The sequence below is a fragment of the Maritimibacter sp. genome (assembly GCF_016774595.1).
Classification (GTDB): domain Bacteria; phylum Pseudomonadota; class Alphaproteobacteria; order Rhodobacterales; family Rhodobacteraceae; genus Maritimibacter; species Maritimibacter alkaliphilus.
Genome location: NZ_JACBWT010000001.1, coordinates 1,221,823 through 1,238,319 on the forward strand (window position 1 = coordinate 1,221,823; position 16,497 = coordinate 1,238,319).

Annotated in this window: 15 protein-coding genes; 9 read left to right on the forward strand and 6 right to left on the reverse strand. The window is 66.1% G+C overall.

The annotated features are described in order from the left end of the window. Positions 1-63: 63 nt before the first annotated feature. From HOY44_RS06145 to HOY44_RS06185, 9 genes are all read left to right on the forward strand, one after another. On the forward strand, positions 64-1,011 hold the full coding sequence (locus HOY44_RS06145; protein WP_287433678.1) for an ABC transporter permease: 948 nt from the start codon (positions 64-66) through the stop codon (positions 1,009-1,011). Beyond that, positions 1,008-1,829 (forward strand): ABC transporter permease, encoded by an 822-nt coding sequence (locus HOY44_RS06150; protein WP_502710682.1) that lies wholly within the window; start codon positions 1,008-1,010, stop codon positions 1,827-1,829. The genes HOY44_RS06145 and HOY44_RS06150 overlap by 4 nt, the downstream gene beginning before the upstream one ends. Then, positions 1,826-3,412 carry an ABC transporter ATP-binding protein gene (locus HOY44_RS06155; protein WP_287433679.1) on the forward strand — a complete coding sequence of 529 codons (1,587 nt, stop codon included), beginning with the start codon at positions 1,826-1,828 and terminating at the stop codon, positions 3,410-3,412. The genes HOY44_RS06150 and HOY44_RS06155 overlap by 4 nt, the downstream gene beginning before the upstream one ends. Further along, positions 3,405-4,856, forward strand: coding sequence for an aldehyde dehydrogenase family protein (locus HOY44_RS06160; RefSeq protein ID WP_287433680.1), 1,452 nt, complete (start codon positions 3,405-3,407; stop codon positions 4,854-4,856). The genes HOY44_RS06155 and HOY44_RS06160 overlap by 8 nt, the downstream gene beginning before the upstream one ends. 111 nt (positions 4,857-4,967) lie before the next feature. Next, positions 4,968-6,125 carry a winged helix-turn-helix domain-containing protein gene (locus HOY44_RS06165; protein ID WP_287433682.1) on the forward strand — a complete coding sequence of 386 codons (1,158 nt, stop codon included), beginning with the start codon at positions 4,968-4,970 and terminating at the stop codon, positions 6,123-6,125. 36 nt (positions 6,126-6,161) lie between these two features. Further along, positions 6,162-6,902 carry a glucose 1-dehydrogenase gene (locus HOY44_RS06170; protein ID WP_287433684.1) on the forward strand — a complete coding sequence of 247 codons (741 nt, stop codon included), beginning with the start codon at positions 6,162-6,164 and terminating at the stop codon, positions 6,900-6,902. A gap of 80 nt (positions 6,903-6,982) precedes the next feature. After that, positions 6,983-7,975 (forward strand): P1 family peptidase, encoded by a 993-nt coding sequence (locus HOY44_RS06175; RefSeq protein ID WP_287433686.1) that lies wholly within the window; start codon positions 6,983-6,985, stop codon positions 7,973-7,975. A 59-nt stretch (positions 7,976-8,034) separates the two neighbouring features. After that, the gene (locus tag HOY44_RS06180) at positions 8,035-8,589 is read left to right on the forward strand and encodes a hypothetical protein (RefSeq protein WP_287433687.1); all 555 of its coding nucleotides are present in this window, start codon (positions 8,035-8,037) and stop codon (positions 8,587-8,589) included. Between the two features lie 87 nt (positions 8,590-8,676). Continuing rightward, complete coding sequence (locus HOY44_RS06185; protein ID WP_287433688.1) at positions 8,677-10,155, forward strand: NAD-dependent succinate-semialdehyde dehydrogenase; 1,479 nt, start codon at positions 8,677-8,679, stop codon at positions 10,153-10,155. A gap of 182 nt (positions 10,156-10,337) precedes the next feature. Here HOY44_RS06185 and HOY44_RS06190 read toward each other — a convergent pair whose 3' ends face one another. The 6 genes from HOY44_RS06190 to HOY44_RS06215 form a co-directional block, all read right to left on the reverse strand. Further along, complete coding sequence (locus tag HOY44_RS06190) at positions 10,338-10,856, reverse strand: globin domain-containing protein (protein WP_287433690.1); 519 nt, start codon at positions 10,854-10,856, stop codon at positions 10,338-10,340. A 165-nt stretch (positions 10,857-11,021) separates the two neighbouring features. Then, on the reverse strand, positions 11,022-11,477 hold the full coding sequence (locus HOY44_RS06195; RefSeq protein ID WP_040885152.1) for an Hsp20 family protein: 456 nt from the start codon (positions 11,475-11,477) through the stop codon (positions 11,022-11,024). Between the two features lie 139 nt (positions 11,478-11,616). After that, positions 11,617-12,447, reverse strand: coding sequence for a trypsin-like serine peptidase (locus HOY44_RS06200; protein WP_287433692.1), 831 nt, complete (start codon positions 12,445-12,447; stop codon positions 11,617-11,619). A gap of 84 nt (positions 12,448-12,531) precedes the next feature. Next, positions 12,532-13,818 carry a glycolate oxidase subunit GlcF gene (glcF, locus tag HOY44_RS06205; protein ID WP_287433693.1) on the reverse strand — a complete coding sequence of 429 codons (1,287 nt, stop codon included), beginning with the start codon at positions 13,816-13,818 and terminating at the stop codon, positions 12,532-12,534. Further along, positions 13,819-14,943, reverse strand: a complete 1,125-nt coding sequence (locus HOY44_RS06210; protein WP_287433695.1) for an FAD-binding protein — start codon at positions 14,941-14,943, stop codon at positions 13,819-13,821. 84 nt (positions 14,944-15,027) lie between these two features. Beyond that, positions 15,028-16,458, reverse strand: a complete 1,431-nt coding sequence (locus HOY44_RS06215; protein WP_287433697.1) for an FAD-linked oxidase C-terminal domain-containing protein — start codon at positions 16,456-16,458, stop codon at positions 15,028-15,030. Positions 16,459-16,497: the final 39 nt, after the last annotated feature.

The following is a 16,497-nucleotide window of genomic DNA, read 5'->3' on the forward strand; positions in this document are numbered from 1 at the left end:
TCGCCAAGCCTCCGGGCCGCAATCCCCCTTTCCCCTCCCCACGCCCCGGCATAGGCTCCCCCCATGCTGCGGTTCGCCCTTACCCGTGCCCTGTCCCTCGCCCTGTCGCTCGTCGTGGCTTCAGTGGTGATCTTCGCCGTGATCGAGGTCATTCCGGGCGATCCGGCGGCCTATATGCTCGGCATGAATGCAAGCCCCGAAGCGGTCGAGGCGCTGCGCGATCAGCTTGGCCTGAACGGCTCGATCCCGGAACGCTACCTCAGCTGGATGGGCGGGATGCTCACCGGCGATTTCGGAACGTCCTATACCTACAAGGTGCCGGTGTCGGAACTCGTCGCCCAACGTCTGAACGTCTCGGTGCCGCTTGCGCTCTACGCCTTGGTTCTCTCCACGATCATCGCGATTCCCGTGGGTCTGATCGCGGCCTCCACCCGCGGTTCGGTGGCGGATTACGGGATCATGGGGGCCACCCAGCTCGGCATCGCGGTGCCGAATTTCTGGTTCGCGATGATCCTCGTCTTCATCTTCGCCGTGACGCTCAGGTGGTTCAACGCGGGCGGCTTTCCGGGCTGGGATGCAGGCCTCTGGCCCGGACTGAAGGCATTGACCCTGCCCGCCGTGGCCCTTGCCCTGCCGCAAGCCTCGATCCTCGCCCGCGTCATGCGCTCGGCGCTGATCGAAACGCTCGGGCAGGACTATATCCGCACCGCCCGGGCCAAGGGTCTGAGCCGGGGACAGGCCACCACCCGCCACGCGCTCAGGAACGCGCTCATTCCGGTGCTCACCATCATCGGGCTTCAGTTCTCGTTCCTGCTCGCGGGCGCGATCATCATCGAGAACGTGTTTTACCTGCCCGGCCTCGGTCGCCTGATCTTCCAAGGCATCACCCAGCGCGACCTCGTCGTGGTCGAAAGCCTCGTCATGCTGCTGGTCTTCGCGGTGATCCTCGTCACCTTCCTCGTCGACATCGCCTATGCCGCCGTCGATCCGCGGCTGAGGAAGCCACGATGAAGGTGCCCGCAACGCTCATTTTCGGCGTGATCCTGTCGGCCTTCTTCGTGCTGGTCGCGCTCCTGTCCTTCGTCTGGACACCCCACGATGTCGCCGCGCTGAACATCTCGGACAAGATGCAAGCCCCGAGCGCGACCTACTGGCTCGGCACCGATCATTTCGGGCGCGACACGCTGTCCATGCTCATGGTCGGCGCGCGCACCTCCATCGCGGTCGCCATCGTGGCCGTCGGGATCGGGATCGTCATCGGCGTGCCGCTGGGTCTCGCCGCCGCCGCCAATCGGGGATCGCTGATCGACGAGATCATCATGCGCGGCAACGACCTCGTCTTCGCGTTCCCTTCCCTCGTCATCGCGATCCTGATTACCGCCGTCTTCGGCCCGTCCGCCGTGAACGCGATCCTCGCCATCGGCATTTTCAACATCCCTGTTTTCGCCCGCGTCACGCGCGGCGGCGCACTCAGCCTCTGGACCCTCGACTACATCCTCGCGGCCCGCGTGGCCGGTAAGGGGCGGCTCAGGATCAGCGCCGAGCATATCCTGCCCAACATCCTGAACCTGCTGATCGTCCAGGGCACCATTCAGTTCTCTCTGGGCATTCTTGCGGAAGCGGCCCTTTCCTACATCGGCCTCGGCGCGCAGCCGCCCACGCCAAGCTGGGGCCGGATGCTGTCGGAGGCGCAGACGATGATCTACTCGGCCCCGCGCCTCGCCCTCTGGCCGGGTCTGGCCATCGTCGCGATGGTGCTGGGACTCAACCTCATGGGCGACGGTCTGCGCGATCTGACCGATCCGCGGCTGAGACGAGGCCGCGCATGATCCGGGTCGAAGATCTGTCCCTCACCATCGGCGAGGCGTCGATCCTGCGCCATGTGTCGTTCGACATCGCACCGGGCAAGGTGACCGCGCTCGTGGGCGAAAGCGGCTCGGGCAAGTCCATGACCGCCTTCACCGTCATGGGCCTTCAACCCCGGAGCGCCGAGGTCACCGGGCGGGTCATGCTGGACGACCGAAACCTGCTCGACGCGGGCGAGAAACAACTGAACCGCATCCGGGGCAATCGGATCGGCATGATCTTTCAGGAGCCGATGACGGCGCTGAACCCGGTCAAGACCATCGGCGACCAAGTGGCCGAGACCCTGCTCATCCACGGCAAGGCCTCGCGCGCCGAGGCCCATCGCATCGCCGCCGAAAAACTGACCCGCGTGGGCCTGCCCCCCGACCGCTTCCCGCTGTCGCGCTTCCCGCACGAATTGTCCGGCGGTCAGCGTCAACGCGTCGCCATCGCAATGGCCATCGCGCTTTCGCCCGAGCTTCTCATCGCCGACGAACCGACGACCGCGCTCGACGTCACCACGCAGGCGCAGATCCTCGACCTGTTGAACGAACTGGTGGATGAGAGCGGCATGTCGCTGCTCCTCATCACCCACGACCTTGCCGTGGTCGCGGGCATGGCCGATCAGGTCGCGGTGATGAAAGAGGGCGAGATCGTCGAAGCGGACGCCACCGAACCGCTCTTTCGCGGGATGCGGCACGACTATACCAAGCGCCTGTTCGCCGCGACATCGCACCAGCCCCAGCGCAGCCCCCTGCCCCCGGACGACGTGATCCTCGACCTCGCGGGCGTGGTGCGCGAATACCCCGGCAGGCGGCGCGGTCTGTTCGGTCGCTCGGACCCTTTCCGCGCCGTGAACGAGGTGTCGTTCAAGCTTCACGCGGGCGAAAGCCTTGGCCTCGTGGGTGAATCCGGCTGCGGCAAATCCACGCTCACCCGCGCCATTCTGGGTCTCGACCCGGTGCAGGGCGGCACGATCGACGCTTTCGGCAAACGGATCGGCCCGGATTTCCCGAACGCCCTGCGCTCCGGCATTCAGGTCGTGTTCCAAGACCCCTACGCCTCTTTCAACCCGCGCTGGCGGGTCGAACGACTGGTGGCCGAACCCTTCCACCTCATGCCCACGCCGCCCGCCGACCGGCGCGAACGGGTGGCCGAAGTGCTCAGGGACGTGGGCCTCCCCGCCGACGCGATGGACCGTTACATTCACGAATTCTCCGGCGGCCAGCGTCAGCGCATCGCCATCGCGCGCGCGCTCATCACGCGCCCCGAATTGATCGTGCTGGACGAGGCGGTCTCGGCGCTCGACGTGTCGATCCGCGCCCAGATCCTCGACCTTATCGCGCGGCTTCAGGCCGAGCATCGGCTGGCCTATATCTTCATCTCCCACGACCTGTCCGTCGTGCGCGCGGTCACCGACCGGGTGATGGTGATGAAGGCGGGCGAGATCGTCGAGGCGGGCGAGACGCAAACCGTGTTCAACGCGCCCCGGCACCCCTATACGCAGCAACTCATCGCCGCGACCCCGCGCATCCCCGAAGACTGGCAGGAGGCAAAACATGCGTGATCATCTCTGGTACGACGCGACGCAGGTGCATATCGGCGGCGAATGGCGCGCGCCCTTCGGCGGCGCACAGCTCGACCTCGAAGACCCCTCGACGGGCGAAATCATCGGCTCCATCGCGCGCGGCACCGCCGAAGACATCGACGCCGCCGTCACCGCCGCGCAAGCCGCACTGGATGGCGACTGGGGCCGGATGAGCGCGCTGGAACGCGGTCGCATCCTCGCCGAGATCGGGCGCCTCGTCGAACGCAGGATCGACGACCTCGCCATCATCGAGGCGACCGACGTGGGCAAACCGCTCACGCAGGCGCGCAACGACGCCATCGCGCTTGCCCGCTACATGGAATTCTACGCGGGCGCCGCCGACAAGGTGCATGGCGAGACGATCCCCTATCTCGACGGCTACACCGTCTATACCTTGCGCGAACCGCACGGCGTGACCGGACACATCATCCCGTGGAACTACCCGATGCAGATCATCGGCCGCTCGGTCGGTGCGGCGCTCGCCATGGGCAACGCCTGCGTCCTGAAACCCGCCGAGGAAGCCTGCCTCACCGCGCTGGCCTTCGTGGCGCTGGCCGAAGAGGCGGGGCTGCCCCCCGGCGCGCTGAACGTGGTGCCGGGACTGGGGGAAGAGGCGGGCGCGGCGCTCACCTCCCACCCCGGCGTGCACCACATCAGCTTCACTGGCTCCGTTGGCGTCGGGTCGCTCGTGCAGGCCTCGGCGGCCCGGAACGTGGTCCCGGTCACGCTCGAACTCGGCGGCAAGTCGCCACAGATCGTCTTTGCGGATGCCGATCTCGACGCAGCAATCCCCTTCCTCGTCGGCGCCTGCATCCAGAACGCGGGCCAGACCTGCTCGGCCTCGTCCCGCGTCCTGATCCAGCGCCCGATCTACGAAGAACTGATCGAGGCGATGGCGGCACGATACGACGCGATGATCTCGGCCCCCGCGCGCACCGATGCGAACCTCGGCCCGCTGATCTCGGCCAAGCAGAAAGACATCGTGACGGGCTATCTGGAAAAGGGCCGCGACCTGCGCGTGGCCGGCATGGGCTCCATCGCCGAAGGCGCGCCGGAGGGGGGCCACTATGTCCCCGCCACGCTCTTTGCCGACGTGCCCCCGGATCACCCGCTGGCGCAGGAGGAAATCTTCGGCCCGGTTCAGGTCGCGATCCCGTTCGAGACCGAAGAAGACGCCATCGCCATCGCCAACGGCACCGATTACGGCCTCGTCGCGAGCGTCTGGACCGAGAACGGTGCCCGCCAGATGCGTATGGCCAAGAAAATCCGCGCCGGTCAGGTCTTCATCAACAATTACGGCGCGGGCGGCGGCGTCGAACTGCCCTTCGGCGGCACCGGCAAATCCGGCCACGGCCGCGAAAAGGGGTTCGAGGCGCTTTACGGCTTCTCGACGCTCAAGACCGTCGCCGCGAAACATGGCTGATACTCTGCACACGGCCCGCTGCTCTTCATCGGTCCACGAATACGCCGGTGGGGGTTTGAGGAAGGAAGCGCCTCCCCCAAGGGATCGCCCGCACCAGCGGGCGAAAGCCCCGTGATCGTAACACGCCTGACGAACCGCGACGCCCGCCGCCTCTGGCTCGCGGCCCACGGCCTGCTCGACGCGCCGACACGGGCGCCGGACGTTATGGCCATCATCCGCGACCTTGGCTTTCTTCAGATCGACACGATCCGAAACGTGGTCCGCGCCCACGACCACATCCTGTGGAGCCGCGCCCAGACCTATCGCGAAGGCCGGGTCTGGCGACATCTGGCCCGGCGAGAGCTGTTCGAACATTTCACCCACGACGCCTCGCTCATCCCGCGCGAGGTTTTGCCCGATTGGCACCGCCAGTTTCGCAGGCTCGGCGCGAAGGCCGCGCGCGGCGCGTGGTATCAGTCAGGACTCGCACGTGGCGAGATCGACGCGATCCGCGCCCGCATCGCCGAGGAGGGGGCCCTGTCCACCCATGCCTTCGACACCAAGGTCGAAAGCCGGGAAATGTGGGCGCGCCCGCCGCACAAAAAGGCGCTGGACCAGATGTGGTATGCGGGCGACCTCGCCACCTGCCACCGGGAAAATTTCGTCAAGTTCTACGATCTGGGCGACCGCGTCTTGGGCGCGATCGATCATGGGCGGAGCGAGGCCGAACAGGCCGGCGCATTGCATGACGCGGCCATGGCGCGGCTCGGTCTGGCCAACACAAGCGAACTTAACCGCTACTGGGATGCGACGGGCCCCGCCGAGGCCCGTGACTGGATCGAGCGCGCCGACCTCGTCCCGGTCGAGGTCGAGGCGGCGGACGGCACCGTGGCCCGGTCCTTTGCGCATCCCGAGCACCTCGCCCGCCTGCCCGATCTGGCCGACCCGACCAGCCGCATCCGTATCGTGAACCCGTTCGACCCCGCGTTTCGCGACCGCGCCCGCACCGAACGTCTGTTCGGCTTTCACTACCGAAACGAGATGTTCGTGCCGCAGGCCAAACGTGTCTACGGATACTACGTCTATCCCCTGCTCGAAGGCGACCGGTTCGTCGGGCGGACGGAGGTGAAGGCGGACAAGGCCTCGGGCATGCTGACCGTCACGGGCTTCTGGCCCGAGCCGGGTGTGCGCTGGGGCGCAGGGCGCACCGCACGGCTCAACGCGGAGCTCGACCGCTTTGCGCGGTTTGGCGGATTGACCGGCGTCACGTGGACTTGCCCCCGCCCCTGACCTGCGTCAGTCTCGCGGCAAAATCGGGAGAGGACCATGCGGCTTCAAGACAAGACAGCGATCGTGACCGGCGGCGGTTCGGGCTTCGGCGCGGGCATCGTGCGCAAATTCGCAGCCGAAGGCGCGAAGGTCTGCGTGGCAGATATCAACCTCGACGCCGCACAGACGATCGCGGAGGAAGTGGGCGGAGTCGCCCTGTCCGTGGACGTGGGCGAAGCCGCGTCGGTCGAAGCCTTCGCGCGGGACGTGAAAGCGGCGCTGGGGGATATCGACATCCTCGTGAACAACGCGGGCGTCACCCATCTCCCGAAACCGATGGAAGAGGTCACCGAGGACGAATTCGACCGCGTGCTCACGGTGAACGCGAAATCGGTCTACCTCATGGCCCGCGCTTTCGTCCCCGACATGAAGGCGGCGGGCAAGGGCGCGATCCTCAATATCGCCTCGACCGCAGGTCTCAGCCCGCGGCCGAACCTGAACTGGTACAACGCCTCGAAAGGCTGGATGATCACGGCGACCAAGACCATGGCGGTGGAACTGGCCCCCTTCGGCATCCGCGTGAACGCGCTGGCCCCCGTGGCCGGTGAAACCCCCCTCCTGCAGTCGTTCATGGGCGAGGATACACCCGAGATGCGCGCCAAATTCGTGTCCACGATCCCGCTGGGCCGCTTTTCGACGCCCGAAGACATGGGCAACGCCGCCTGCTTTCTGTGTTCGGACGAGGCCAGCATGGTCACAGGGGTCGCGATGGAAGTAGACGGCGGGCGCTGCATCTGAGGGCAACGCCAGCGGCACGGGCCGGGGGTTTCACACCCCCGGACCCCCGTGAGGTTTTTTGAAACAGAGAAGGGGCGGCGATGCGACCCGGAGCGCGAAACCTGATTACCGACGTGGCGGGCCTGAGGGTCGGCAACGCCTCTGACGCCAAGATCAAGACAGGGTCGACCGTTCTGGTGGGCGACAAGCCCTTCGTCGCGGGCGTGCATGTCATGGGCGGGGCGCCGGGCACGAGAGAGACCGACCTGCTCGCCCCCGACAAGACGGTGCAGGAGGTCGACGCGCTTGTGCTATCGGGTGGCTCGGCTTTCGGGCTGGATGCGGCGTCAGGCGTGGCGGATGCGCTACGCGCGGCGGGGCGTGGGTTCTTCGTCGGGCCGGTGAACGTGCCGATCGTTCCGGGCGCGATCCTGTTCGACCTCATCAATGGCGGAGACAAGGATTGGGGCGAGAACCCTTACAAGGCACTGGGGCGCGCAGCGTATGAGGCAGCGCGCGAGGACTTCTCTCTCGGCAGCGAAGGCGCGGGCACGGGGGCCTTGACGGCGGACCTGAAAGGCGGGCTCGGGTCTGCCTCGCTCGTGCTGGACAACGGGGTGACGGTCGGGGCTCTGGTCGCGGCGAACCCGGTGGGCGGTGTCGTGGGGCCACTGGGCCAGTTCTGGGCCAGCCCCTGGGAATTCGACGGCGAGTTCGGGGCGCGCGGACCTGTCACCGGCTTCGACCCGGGCGAAACGCCGGTCACGAAGCTGACCCCCCGAACGGCAACGACCATCGCCATCGTGGCCACGGACGCGGCCCTGACACAGGCGCAGGCCACCCGCATGGCAACGGCGGCCCACGACGGAATGGCGCGCGCGATCCACCCGAGTCACACGCCGCATGACGGTGACCTCGTCTTCGCCGCCGCCACCGGCACGCGCGCGCTTGCAAGTCCCGACATCGACCTGATGCACATCGGTCATGCGGCCGCCACCTGTCTTGCCCGTGCCATTGCGCGCGCGGTCTATACCGCATCCGCGCAACCGGGCGACGTGATGCCCACCTGGGCCGCGCGTTTCGGCGGCGATTGACCGGACGCCGATATGCGCCGACACTCCTCGCGATTTCAGCCAGTCATTCGGAGGACACCATGACCCGTATCGCCGCGTTCGCCGCCGCCCTTTCCCTTGCCGCGACCCCGCTTCTTGCCGATGAAGTGACCGACACCCTGTCCTCGGCCCTTCAGGCCTATGAGGAGGGCGACATCGACTATGCCATCGAGGAACTGGACTACGCCAAGTCGCTGATGCGGGCGATGAAGACGACCGCGCTGGAGCGGTTCCTGCCCGAGCCGCCCGCGGGCTATACGGTCGAGGTCGACACGGACGTCGGCACGGGAATGGCGATGCTGGGCGGCGGCGTCGGGACCGAGGGCACCTATTCCAATGGGTCCGACGAATTCTCGATCTCGATCATGGTCGACAACCCGATGGTCACCGCATTCGGCGGGATGCTTCAGAACGCCGCCCTTCTGGGGATGAAGGTCGAGCGGATCGGGCGGGAGAAATTCATCGTCGACGACGACGAGATCACCGGGCTGATCGACGGGCGCATTCTGATCCGGGCCGAGGGCGGCGAACGGGAGCTTGTTCTCTCCGTCCTCGAAACCATGGACTTCGAGGCGCTCGAAGACTTCGGGGGTTGAGCTACGCGTCCGGATCGGCTTGCGTTGCCAAAGGCCCCGTTTCGCTTTAGAGCGACACAATTAACACGTTAAGCAATGGAGGATGCCATGCCGCGCGACACCACCGATCTGGCCGGACTTCTGAAAGACCCCTCGCTTCTGGCGACCAAGGCCTATGTCGCCGGGGAATGGATCGACGCCGACGATGGCGCCACATTCCAAGTCACGAACCCCGCGCGGGGCGATGTGATCTGCACCGTCCCCGATCTGGGCCGGGCCGAGACCGCGCGCGCCATCGCGGCGGCTGAGGCGGCGCAAGCCGGATGGCGGGCGATGACGGCGAAGGAACGCGCAAACATCCTGCGCACATGGTTCAACCTGATGATGGAGAACCAGGAGGATCTGGGCGCGATCCTGTCGGCGGAGATGGGCAAGGCGATCACCGAGGCCAAGGGCGAGATCGCTTATGGCGCGTCCTTCATCGAGTGGTTCGCCGAAGAGGGCAAGCGCATCTATGGCGAGACGATCCCCGGCCATCAGCCGGACAAGCGCCTTATGGTCATCCGTCAGCCGGTGGGCGTCGTCGGGTCGATCACGCCGTGGAACTTCCCCAATGCCATGATCACGCGGAAATGCGGCCCGGCGCTTGCCGCAGGCTGCGGTTTCGTGGCCAAACCGGCGGGTGAAACGCCGCTGTCCGCACTCGCCCTCGCCGTGCTGGCCGAACGGGCGGGAATCCCGGCGGGGCTGTTCAGCGTCGTCACCTCGTCGCGCTCGTCCGACATCGGCAAGGAGTTCTGCGAGAACCCGACCGTGCGGAAGCTGACCTTTACCGGCTCGACGGGCGTCGGGCGCATCCTTCTGGCCCAAGCCGCCGATCAGGTCATGAAATGCTCGATGGAGCTGGGCGGCAACGCCCCCTTCATCGTGTTCGACGACGCGGACCTCGACGAAGCGGTTCAGGGCGCCATCGCCTGCAAGTTCCGCAACAACGGCCAGACCTGTGTCTGCGCCAACCGGATCTACGTGCAGGACGGGGTCTATGACACCTTCGCCGAGAAATTCGCGGCTGCCGTCGCCAAACTCAAGGTCGGCGACGGGCTGGACCCGGAGACCGACCTCGGCCCCCTCATCACGTCGAAAGCGGTCGAGAAGGTGGAAGAGCACCAGAACGACGCGGTCGCCAAGGGCGGCGAGATCATCCTCGGCGGCGCGCCGCACGATCTGGGTGGGCTGTTCTATCAGCCGACCATCGTCAAGAACGCGACGCAGGACATGGCCTGCGCGACCGACGAGACGTTCGGTCCGTTCGCCCCGCTCTTCCGTTTCACCGACGAGGCCGATGTGATCCAGAAGGCGAACGATACCATCTTCGGCCTCGCCAGCTATTTCTACGCCCGCGATCTCAGCCGGGTCTACAAGGTGGCCGAGGCGCTGGAATACGGCATCGTCGGGGTGAACACAGGCATCATCTCGACCGAGGTCGCCCCGTTCGGCGGTGTGAAGCAGTCCGGGCTTGGCCGCGAAGGATCGAAGCACGGGATCGAGGATTTCCTCGAACTGAAATACATCTGCATGTCCGTCTAAAGTTTCTGCGCTGTCCGGGAACCCGAGACGTAAAGGGCGCGGCGTCCCGGCTTTGGCCGGGGCGGCACGCGGGCCACTTCAATTGAAGCCTGCGCGGCCCGTTCGGTGAATTGGCCCGCGCATGACGCGGTCGTAGGTGCGGCCAAGGCGACCGAGCGGGGTTTTGCCCCGCTCGTTTCGTTTCAGTGCAGCCGAAGGTCCATCGTCGCCTCCATCCGGCGTCCAAGGCGGATGACCGCGGATTCTTCGGCTTCCTTCCTGAACAACCTCTTGTCCGCCATCATCTCCTCCTGTTCGGCGATCATGCCGGCGATGATCGGCGTGGACATATCTGTGAAACCGCCCCACCACGCTTTCGCGATCTTGGGATGGTCGTGATGCGGCAGGTATTCGATCAGCGTTTCCAGAAAGGTCGAACCGAAGATCGGGAACATATCCTGCTTCACCCCCAGCCGCGCATGGCGTTTGCCGAACTCGATCAGCTCCCCATCCAGATCGCGACCGGATTCCATGCCACGCATCGTCATCGCGACGGCGGCATACAGCATCAGCGCCTGCTTGTCCTGATTGTGGACGAACAGGCGACGCGCTTCCGGCACCTGTTCAAAGAACCGGTCGTAGAACCGGCGGGAAAATTCGATCCGGACCGAATACAGATCGCTCAGGCACGCCCGGATCAAACCTGAGTTTTCAAATGGCATTACCCCACTCCTCAAAATAGTCACGCAGGATGGGTATGGCCGGGGTCGCGTTAAAGATGGGTGACTAACCGTGGCCGGAACGCGGCGTTTTTGAAACAAACCCGACGCAAAGAAAAACGCGCGGGCCGAAACCCGCGCGTCTGCACCTTTGGATGTGGCCCGGGATCAGGCCTCGATGGCTTTCGCCTCGATGTCGTTCGCTTTCGCGATTTCGATCCGGCGCGGCTTCAGTGCTTCCGGCACTTCGCGCACAAGATCGACGTGGAGCATGCCGTTCTCATGCACGGCGCCCGTCACGCGGACGTGGTCGGCAAGATGGAAACGGCGCTCGAACGCGCGGGTCGCGATGCCGCGATGGAGGTAAGTCTTCTGCTCGCCGTCCTCGGCCTTTTTCGCCGAAATCACGAGCGACTTTTCCTTCACCTCGACGCCCAGCTCCTCATCGGTGAAGCCGGCCACGGCCACCGAGATACGCCAGCCGTCGTCGGCGGTCTTTTCGATGTTGTAAGGGGGGTAGCTCTCACGGCTCACGTCGTTGGTGAACACCCGGTCCATCAGGTCGGCAATCTGGTCGAAACCGACGGTGGCACGGTAGAGCGGCTGCATATCGATCGTACGCATGGTCATCCTCATCTGAGCAATAACAATGTTGAGCCTTCCCAAGGGGACAGGCGGGGATACGGACCCGGTCATCGGCGCCCGTGATAGTCAGATGGGGAAGGATTTTCGGGGTTTCAAGACCCGCACGAACGGTTCGGGATCAGCCGCCCGGACGCAGGAATTTGGCGGTCGACGCCGCGCCCGTATCGCGGCGCACCACGACCGGCGCGGCCCCCTCGGTCGGGGCCGCGACATGAACGAAAATGCCGTCCGAATTGGCGAGAGCCACCTTCAGCGTGTCGAGCGTATCGCCCAGACTCGTGCCCAGAGACACCGGAAGCCGCCCCGCCGTGGCCTTGGCCGACACCACCGACACCACCACCGGGCGGTTCCACTGGATCATGAAAATCGGCGCACCGGACGATCCGTGATCCACGTCGCAGTTCATCACCAGCGATCCACCCTGACGACCCAGCACCTTGCACGTCTCCTGTATCGACGGGGCCTCGGCCCGGTCGAAGGCGTAAGACACGACACCGACCTCATCGCCCTTGCGCGGCCAGTCGCCCACGGCAAAGGGGGCCACGTTGGTTTTTTGGATCGGCTGGTCGAGTTCCAGAAGCGCGATGTCGTTCGCCACGCGCCGGGTGTTATCCTCACCCGCGAAGTCATACGCCTCGTTCACGACGTAGCGCCGCACGCTGCGATAGGCGACCGCGCGGCCGTTGCGCCAGCCTGCGAGAAACTCGATGCTGTTCGCCGGATACCGCTCGCCCGTATCGGCATTGTAAACGCAATGCGCCGCGGTCAGGACGAGCGTTTCCGAAATCAGCGCCCCAGTGCAGAACGCCTCGTCCGCGATATTCAGCCGCCCGACCGCTTCCCACCCTTTGCTGTCGTTCGCCGTCATCAGCGCGCGCAGTTCGGACGGGTCCGCGGCCACGGGCATCGCTGCGAAAAACGCCATGAGGGCGGCGAACAATCGGATCATGGGCGAACCTCGGCCTGCAATTCGGGTCGAGGTTCGGGCTACCGGGGGTTTAGGGCGAAAATGTGGCCCGGCGCGCGGCCCACCTCAGTCTGTTGCCATCTTGCGCGGACGCGGCCCGCCCGTCGCCCAATCGAGAAGCTCGACAGTGTGCACCACTGGCACGTCCGCGCCGCTCCCGATCTGGATCATGCAGCCGATGTTGCCCGCCGTGATCACCTCAGGCTCTTTCGCCATGAGCGTGCGCACCTTGCGGTCCTTGAGTTGCGCAGAAATCTCCGGCTGCATCAGATTATAGGTTCCCGCCGAGCCGCAGCACAGGTGACTGTCGGCAGGCTCCACCACCTCGAACCCGGCGCGTTTCAGCAGGTCTTTGGGATAGGTCTTGATCTGCTGGCCATGCTGAAGCGAACAGGCCGCGTGATAGGCCACGCGCATGTCTTGCGTGCCCTCGGGCAGATCGAGTTGCATGAGCAGTTCCGAGACGTCCATCGCAATCGCAGACACCCGCGCCGCGTCCGCCGCCATATCGGTCGTGCGGAACATGTGGCCGTAATCCTTTACGGTCGTCCCGCAGCCGGACGTATTGATGACCACCGCGTCCAGCCCCTCGCCATCCATCTCGGCGACCCACGCGCGGATGTTCTTGGCCGCCGTCCCATGCGCTTCGGCCTCCTTGCCCATGTGATGCGTCAGCGCCCCGCAGCAGCCCTGCCCCTTGGCCACCACCACGTCGCATCCGAGCCGCCGCAGAAGCCGGATCGTCGCGTCGTTGATGTCCGTATCCAGCGCCCGCTGCGCGCAGCCCGTCATCAGCGCGACACGCTTCTTGCGCGGCCCCGTCGCCGGAAACACCTGCGCATCGTCATTGCGGCTGACCGGCGGGATCTGCTTGGGCGCCATCGCGAGCATCGCCCTGAGCCGCGCGTCGGGCACGAACCCGCGAAACGGCTTGCCGATCTTCGCCCCTAACAGAGCGAGCCGGAACCGCCCCGGATAGGGCAGGATGCGCGCCAGCGTCCAGCGCAGCAGCCGATCCATCAAGGGCCGCTTGTATGTCTTCTCGATATGCGCCCGCGCATGATCCACCAGATGCATGTAGTGCACGCCAGACGGGCAGGTCGTCATGCAGGCCAGACAGGACAGACACCGGTCGATGTGCTTGACCGTCTTCTCGTCGGCGGGCCGCCCGCTCTCCAGCATATCCTTGATGAGGTAGATGCGCCCGCGCGGGCTGTCCAACTCGTCGCCAAGCACCTGATAGGTGGGACAGGTCGCGGTGCAGAACCCGCAATGCACACAGGCGCGCAGGATCTCGTTCGACCGGGCGATGCCGGGGTCGGTCAGTTGCTCATCCGAGAAAAACGTCTGCACCTACACCCCCATCAGACCGGGGTTGAGAATGCCCCGAGGATCGAATTTTGCCTTGATCTGCCGGTTCAGTGCCGCAATGGGCGCAGGCTCCGGCTGGAACACCGGCACGGCGGCCCGCGTCTCGGCACGCGCGCGCACCAGCGTCGCATGCCCGCCAAGCTTCGCGATCTCGCCCCGCAACACCTCGGCACCGCAGTCGCCCGTGTCCGGCACGGCGAGCCACATCAGCCCCCCGCCCCAGTCGAGCACAGCATCGCTCACCCGCGCGCCCAGACCGTCCAGCAGCCCCGGCGCATCCCCCGGCTTCACGCTGACCTTCCACACCGCCGCACCCGTTCCGGCAAAGGGCGCCACATCGCGCACCTCGGCCCAGAGCGCCGCACTCGCGGCCCCCTCGACCAGTTCGAACCCTGCAAGCGGCCCGTCCTGCAAAGCCTTGGTCCGGTATGCGACCGCCCCCGCCAGCCCTTCGAGCCGCACCTGCGTGCGCCCGCCCACCAGATGCGCCGCCCCCGTGACATCGAAGGGCGATCCCAACGCGGCGGACAGTTTCCCCACCGCCTGAGCGGGCGAAAGCCCCTCGGCGACGAGCGAGGCTTGCACTTCGGGCCGCGCCTGCACCTTCAGGCTCACTTCGCTCAACACCCCGAGCGTGCCCCAGGACCCGGCCATGAGCTTGACCAGATCGTAGCCGGTGACGTTCTTCATCACCCGCCCGCCGTTCTTCACGATGCGCCCGGCGCCATCGACGAACCGCGCCCCGAGCGTGAAATCGCGCGCCGCGCCCGACTGGATGCGCCGCGGCCCCGACACGTTCGCCGCAACCGCCCCCCCGATGGTCGGTACGCCCGAGGTGCCCAAGAGCACACGATGATCCATCGGCTCGAACGCCAACCTCTGCCCCTCGGCCTCCAGAAGCGTCTCGATCTCGGCCAAAGGCGTCCCGGCCCCGACCACCAGCGTCAACGCCCCCGGTTCATAGAGCGTCACGCCAATGATCCCGACCTCCAGCACCTCGCCCACGACCGGCGCGCCCACGTCGCGCGTGCCGCCACCCTTGATCCGCAGCGGCCCGTTCGCCCCCTTCACCGCCTCCGCGAGGTCCGTCTCACTCTCGATCCGCATCATCTTCTCTGTTTCAAAAAACCTCGGGGGGTTCGGGGGGCTGGCCCCCCGACCGGGTCGACCGGGCGCAAGCCCGGGCGAGATCTATCCGCGCCGCGCCGCGCTCACGTCGAGCGGAAAGACCTTGGCCGGGTTCAGAAGCCACCCCGGATCGAACACGTCCTTCACCGCCATCTGCGTGTCCAGATCTTCGGGCGTGTATTGCACCCCCATCAGGTCGCGCTTCTCGATCCCGACCCCGTGCTCGCCGGTCAGGCAGCCGCCCACCTCGACGCAGAGCTTCAGGATATCCGCGCCCATCGCCTCGCATTTCTCAAGCTCGCCGGGGGTGTTGGCATTGTAGAGGATCAGCGGATGCATGTTGCCGTCGCCCGCGTGAAACACGTTGCCGACCTTCAGCCCGTATTGATCCGACAACTCCCCGATCCGGCCCAGCACATGCGGCAATTCGCTGACCGGGATCGTCCCGTCGAGGCACATGTAATCGTTGATCTGCCCCATCGCGCCGAAGGCCGACTTGCGCCCGAGCCAAATCTTGGCGCTCTGCTCGGGCGAAGCCGACTGGCGCACCTCCACCGGGTCGTGGCGTTCGGCGATGGCGATGATGCGCGACAGCTGGTCGTCGATCTCGGCCTCGCTGCCCTCGACTTCGATGATGAGCAGCGCCTCGCAATCGGGATAGCCCGCGCCGGTGAAAGCCTCGGTCGCCTCGATACAGGGGCGGTCCATGAATTCGATGGCGACCGGCACGATGCCGGTCTTGATGATGTCGGACACGCAGGCCCCGGCCACGACATTCGAGTCGAAACCGATCAGCACGGGTCGCGCACCCTCCGGCTTGGCGAGAATGCGCAGGGTCGCCTCGGTCACGACGCCCAACTGGCCCTCGGACCCACAAACGAGACCCAAAAGGTCCAGCCCGCCCGCGTCCAGATGCGCGCCGCCGATCTCGATCACTTCGCCATCGGCCATGACCATCGTCACGCCCATCAGGTTGTTGGTCGTGACCCCGTACTTCAGGCAATGCGCCCCGCCGGAGTTCATCGCGATATTTCCCGCAATCGCGCAGGCGAGCTGGCTTGACGGATCGGGGGCGTAGAAGAACCCGTCCGCCTCCACCGCGCCAGTCACCGACAGGTTGGTGCGCCCGGCCTCGACCCGGATAAACCGATTGGCGTAGTCGACCTCCAGCACGTCCGCCAGCCGCGCCACCCCAAGGATCACGCTGTCCGCCGTGGGCAGCGCCCCACCGGCGAGCGATGTGCCGGAGCCACGCGGGACCACCGGAACGCCCTCGGCATGGCAGATTTTCATCACCGCGCTCACCTCGGCGGTCGAGGTGGGCAGGACCGCGCACATCGGCGGGCAGCGATAGGCCGAAAGGGCGTCGCATTCATATGCCTTGAGTTCGATCCCGTCGTCGATCACGGCGTCGGCGGGCAACACCTCGCGCAAGCGCGATACGATCCGGTCCTTTCGGGCGAGGATGTCCTCGCGCGGTTCTGGCATCTGCATGGCGCACCTCCCTGTCCCGAACCGTAATACGGCCCGCGC

What these genes read in the sequence shown, in the direction of transcription:
- HOY44_RS06170 (WP_287433684.1), top strand. Translation starts at nt 6,162, where the DNA reads ATGCGGCTTCAAGACAAGACAGCGATCGTGACCGGCGGCGGTTCGGGC.
- HOY44_RS06145 (WP_287433678.1), top strand. Translation starts at nt 64, where the DNA reads ATGCTGCGGTTCGCCCTTACCCGTGCCCTGTCCCTCGCCCTGTCGCTC.
- HOY44_RS06185 (WP_287433688.1), top strand. Translation starts at nt 8,677, where the DNA reads ATGCCGCGCGACACCACCGATCTGGCCGGACTTCTGAAAGACCCCTCG.
- HOY44_RS06200 (WP_287433692.1), bottom strand. Translation starts at nt 12,447, where the DNA reads ATGATCCGATTGTTCGCCGCCCTCATGGCGTTTTTCGCAGCGATGCCC.
- HOY44_RS06180 (WP_287433687.1), top strand. Translation starts at nt 8,035, where the DNA reads ATGACCCGTATCGCCGCGTTCGCCGCCGCCCTTTCCCTTGCCGCGACC.
- HOY44_RS06210 (WP_287433695.1), bottom strand. Translation starts at nt 14,943, where the DNA reads ATGCGGATCGAGAGTGAGACGGACCTCGCGGAGGCGGTGAAGGGGGCG.
- HOY44_RS06155 (WP_287433679.1), top strand. Translation starts at nt 1,826, where the DNA reads ATGATCCGGGTCGAAGATCTGTCCCTCACCATCGGCGAGGCGTCGATC.
- HOY44_RS06150 (WP_502710682.1), top strand. Translation starts at nt 1,008, where the DNA reads ATGAAGGTGCCCGCAACGCTCATTTTCGGCGTGATCCTGTCGGCCTTC.
- HOY44_RS06195 (WP_040885152.1), bottom strand. Translation starts at nt 11,477, where the DNA reads ATGCGTACGATCGATATGCAGCCGCTCTACCGTGCCACCGTCGGTTTC.
- HOY44_RS06215 (WP_287433697.1), bottom strand. Translation starts at nt 16,458, where the DNA reads ATGCAGATGCCAGAACCGCGCGAGGACATCCTCGCCCGAAAGGACCGG.
- HOY44_RS06175 (WP_287433686.1), top strand. Translation starts at nt 6,983, where the DNA reads ATGCGACCCGGAGCGCGAAACCTGATTACCGACGTGGCGGGCCTGAGG.
- HOY44_RS06160 (WP_287433680.1), top strand. Translation starts at nt 3,405, where the DNA reads ATGCGTGATCATCTCTGGTACGACGCGACGCAGGTGCATATCGGCGGC.
- HOY44_RS06190 (WP_287433690.1), bottom strand. Translation starts at nt 10,856, where the DNA reads ATGCCATTTGAAAACTCAGGTTTGATCCGGGCGTGCCTGAGCGATCTG.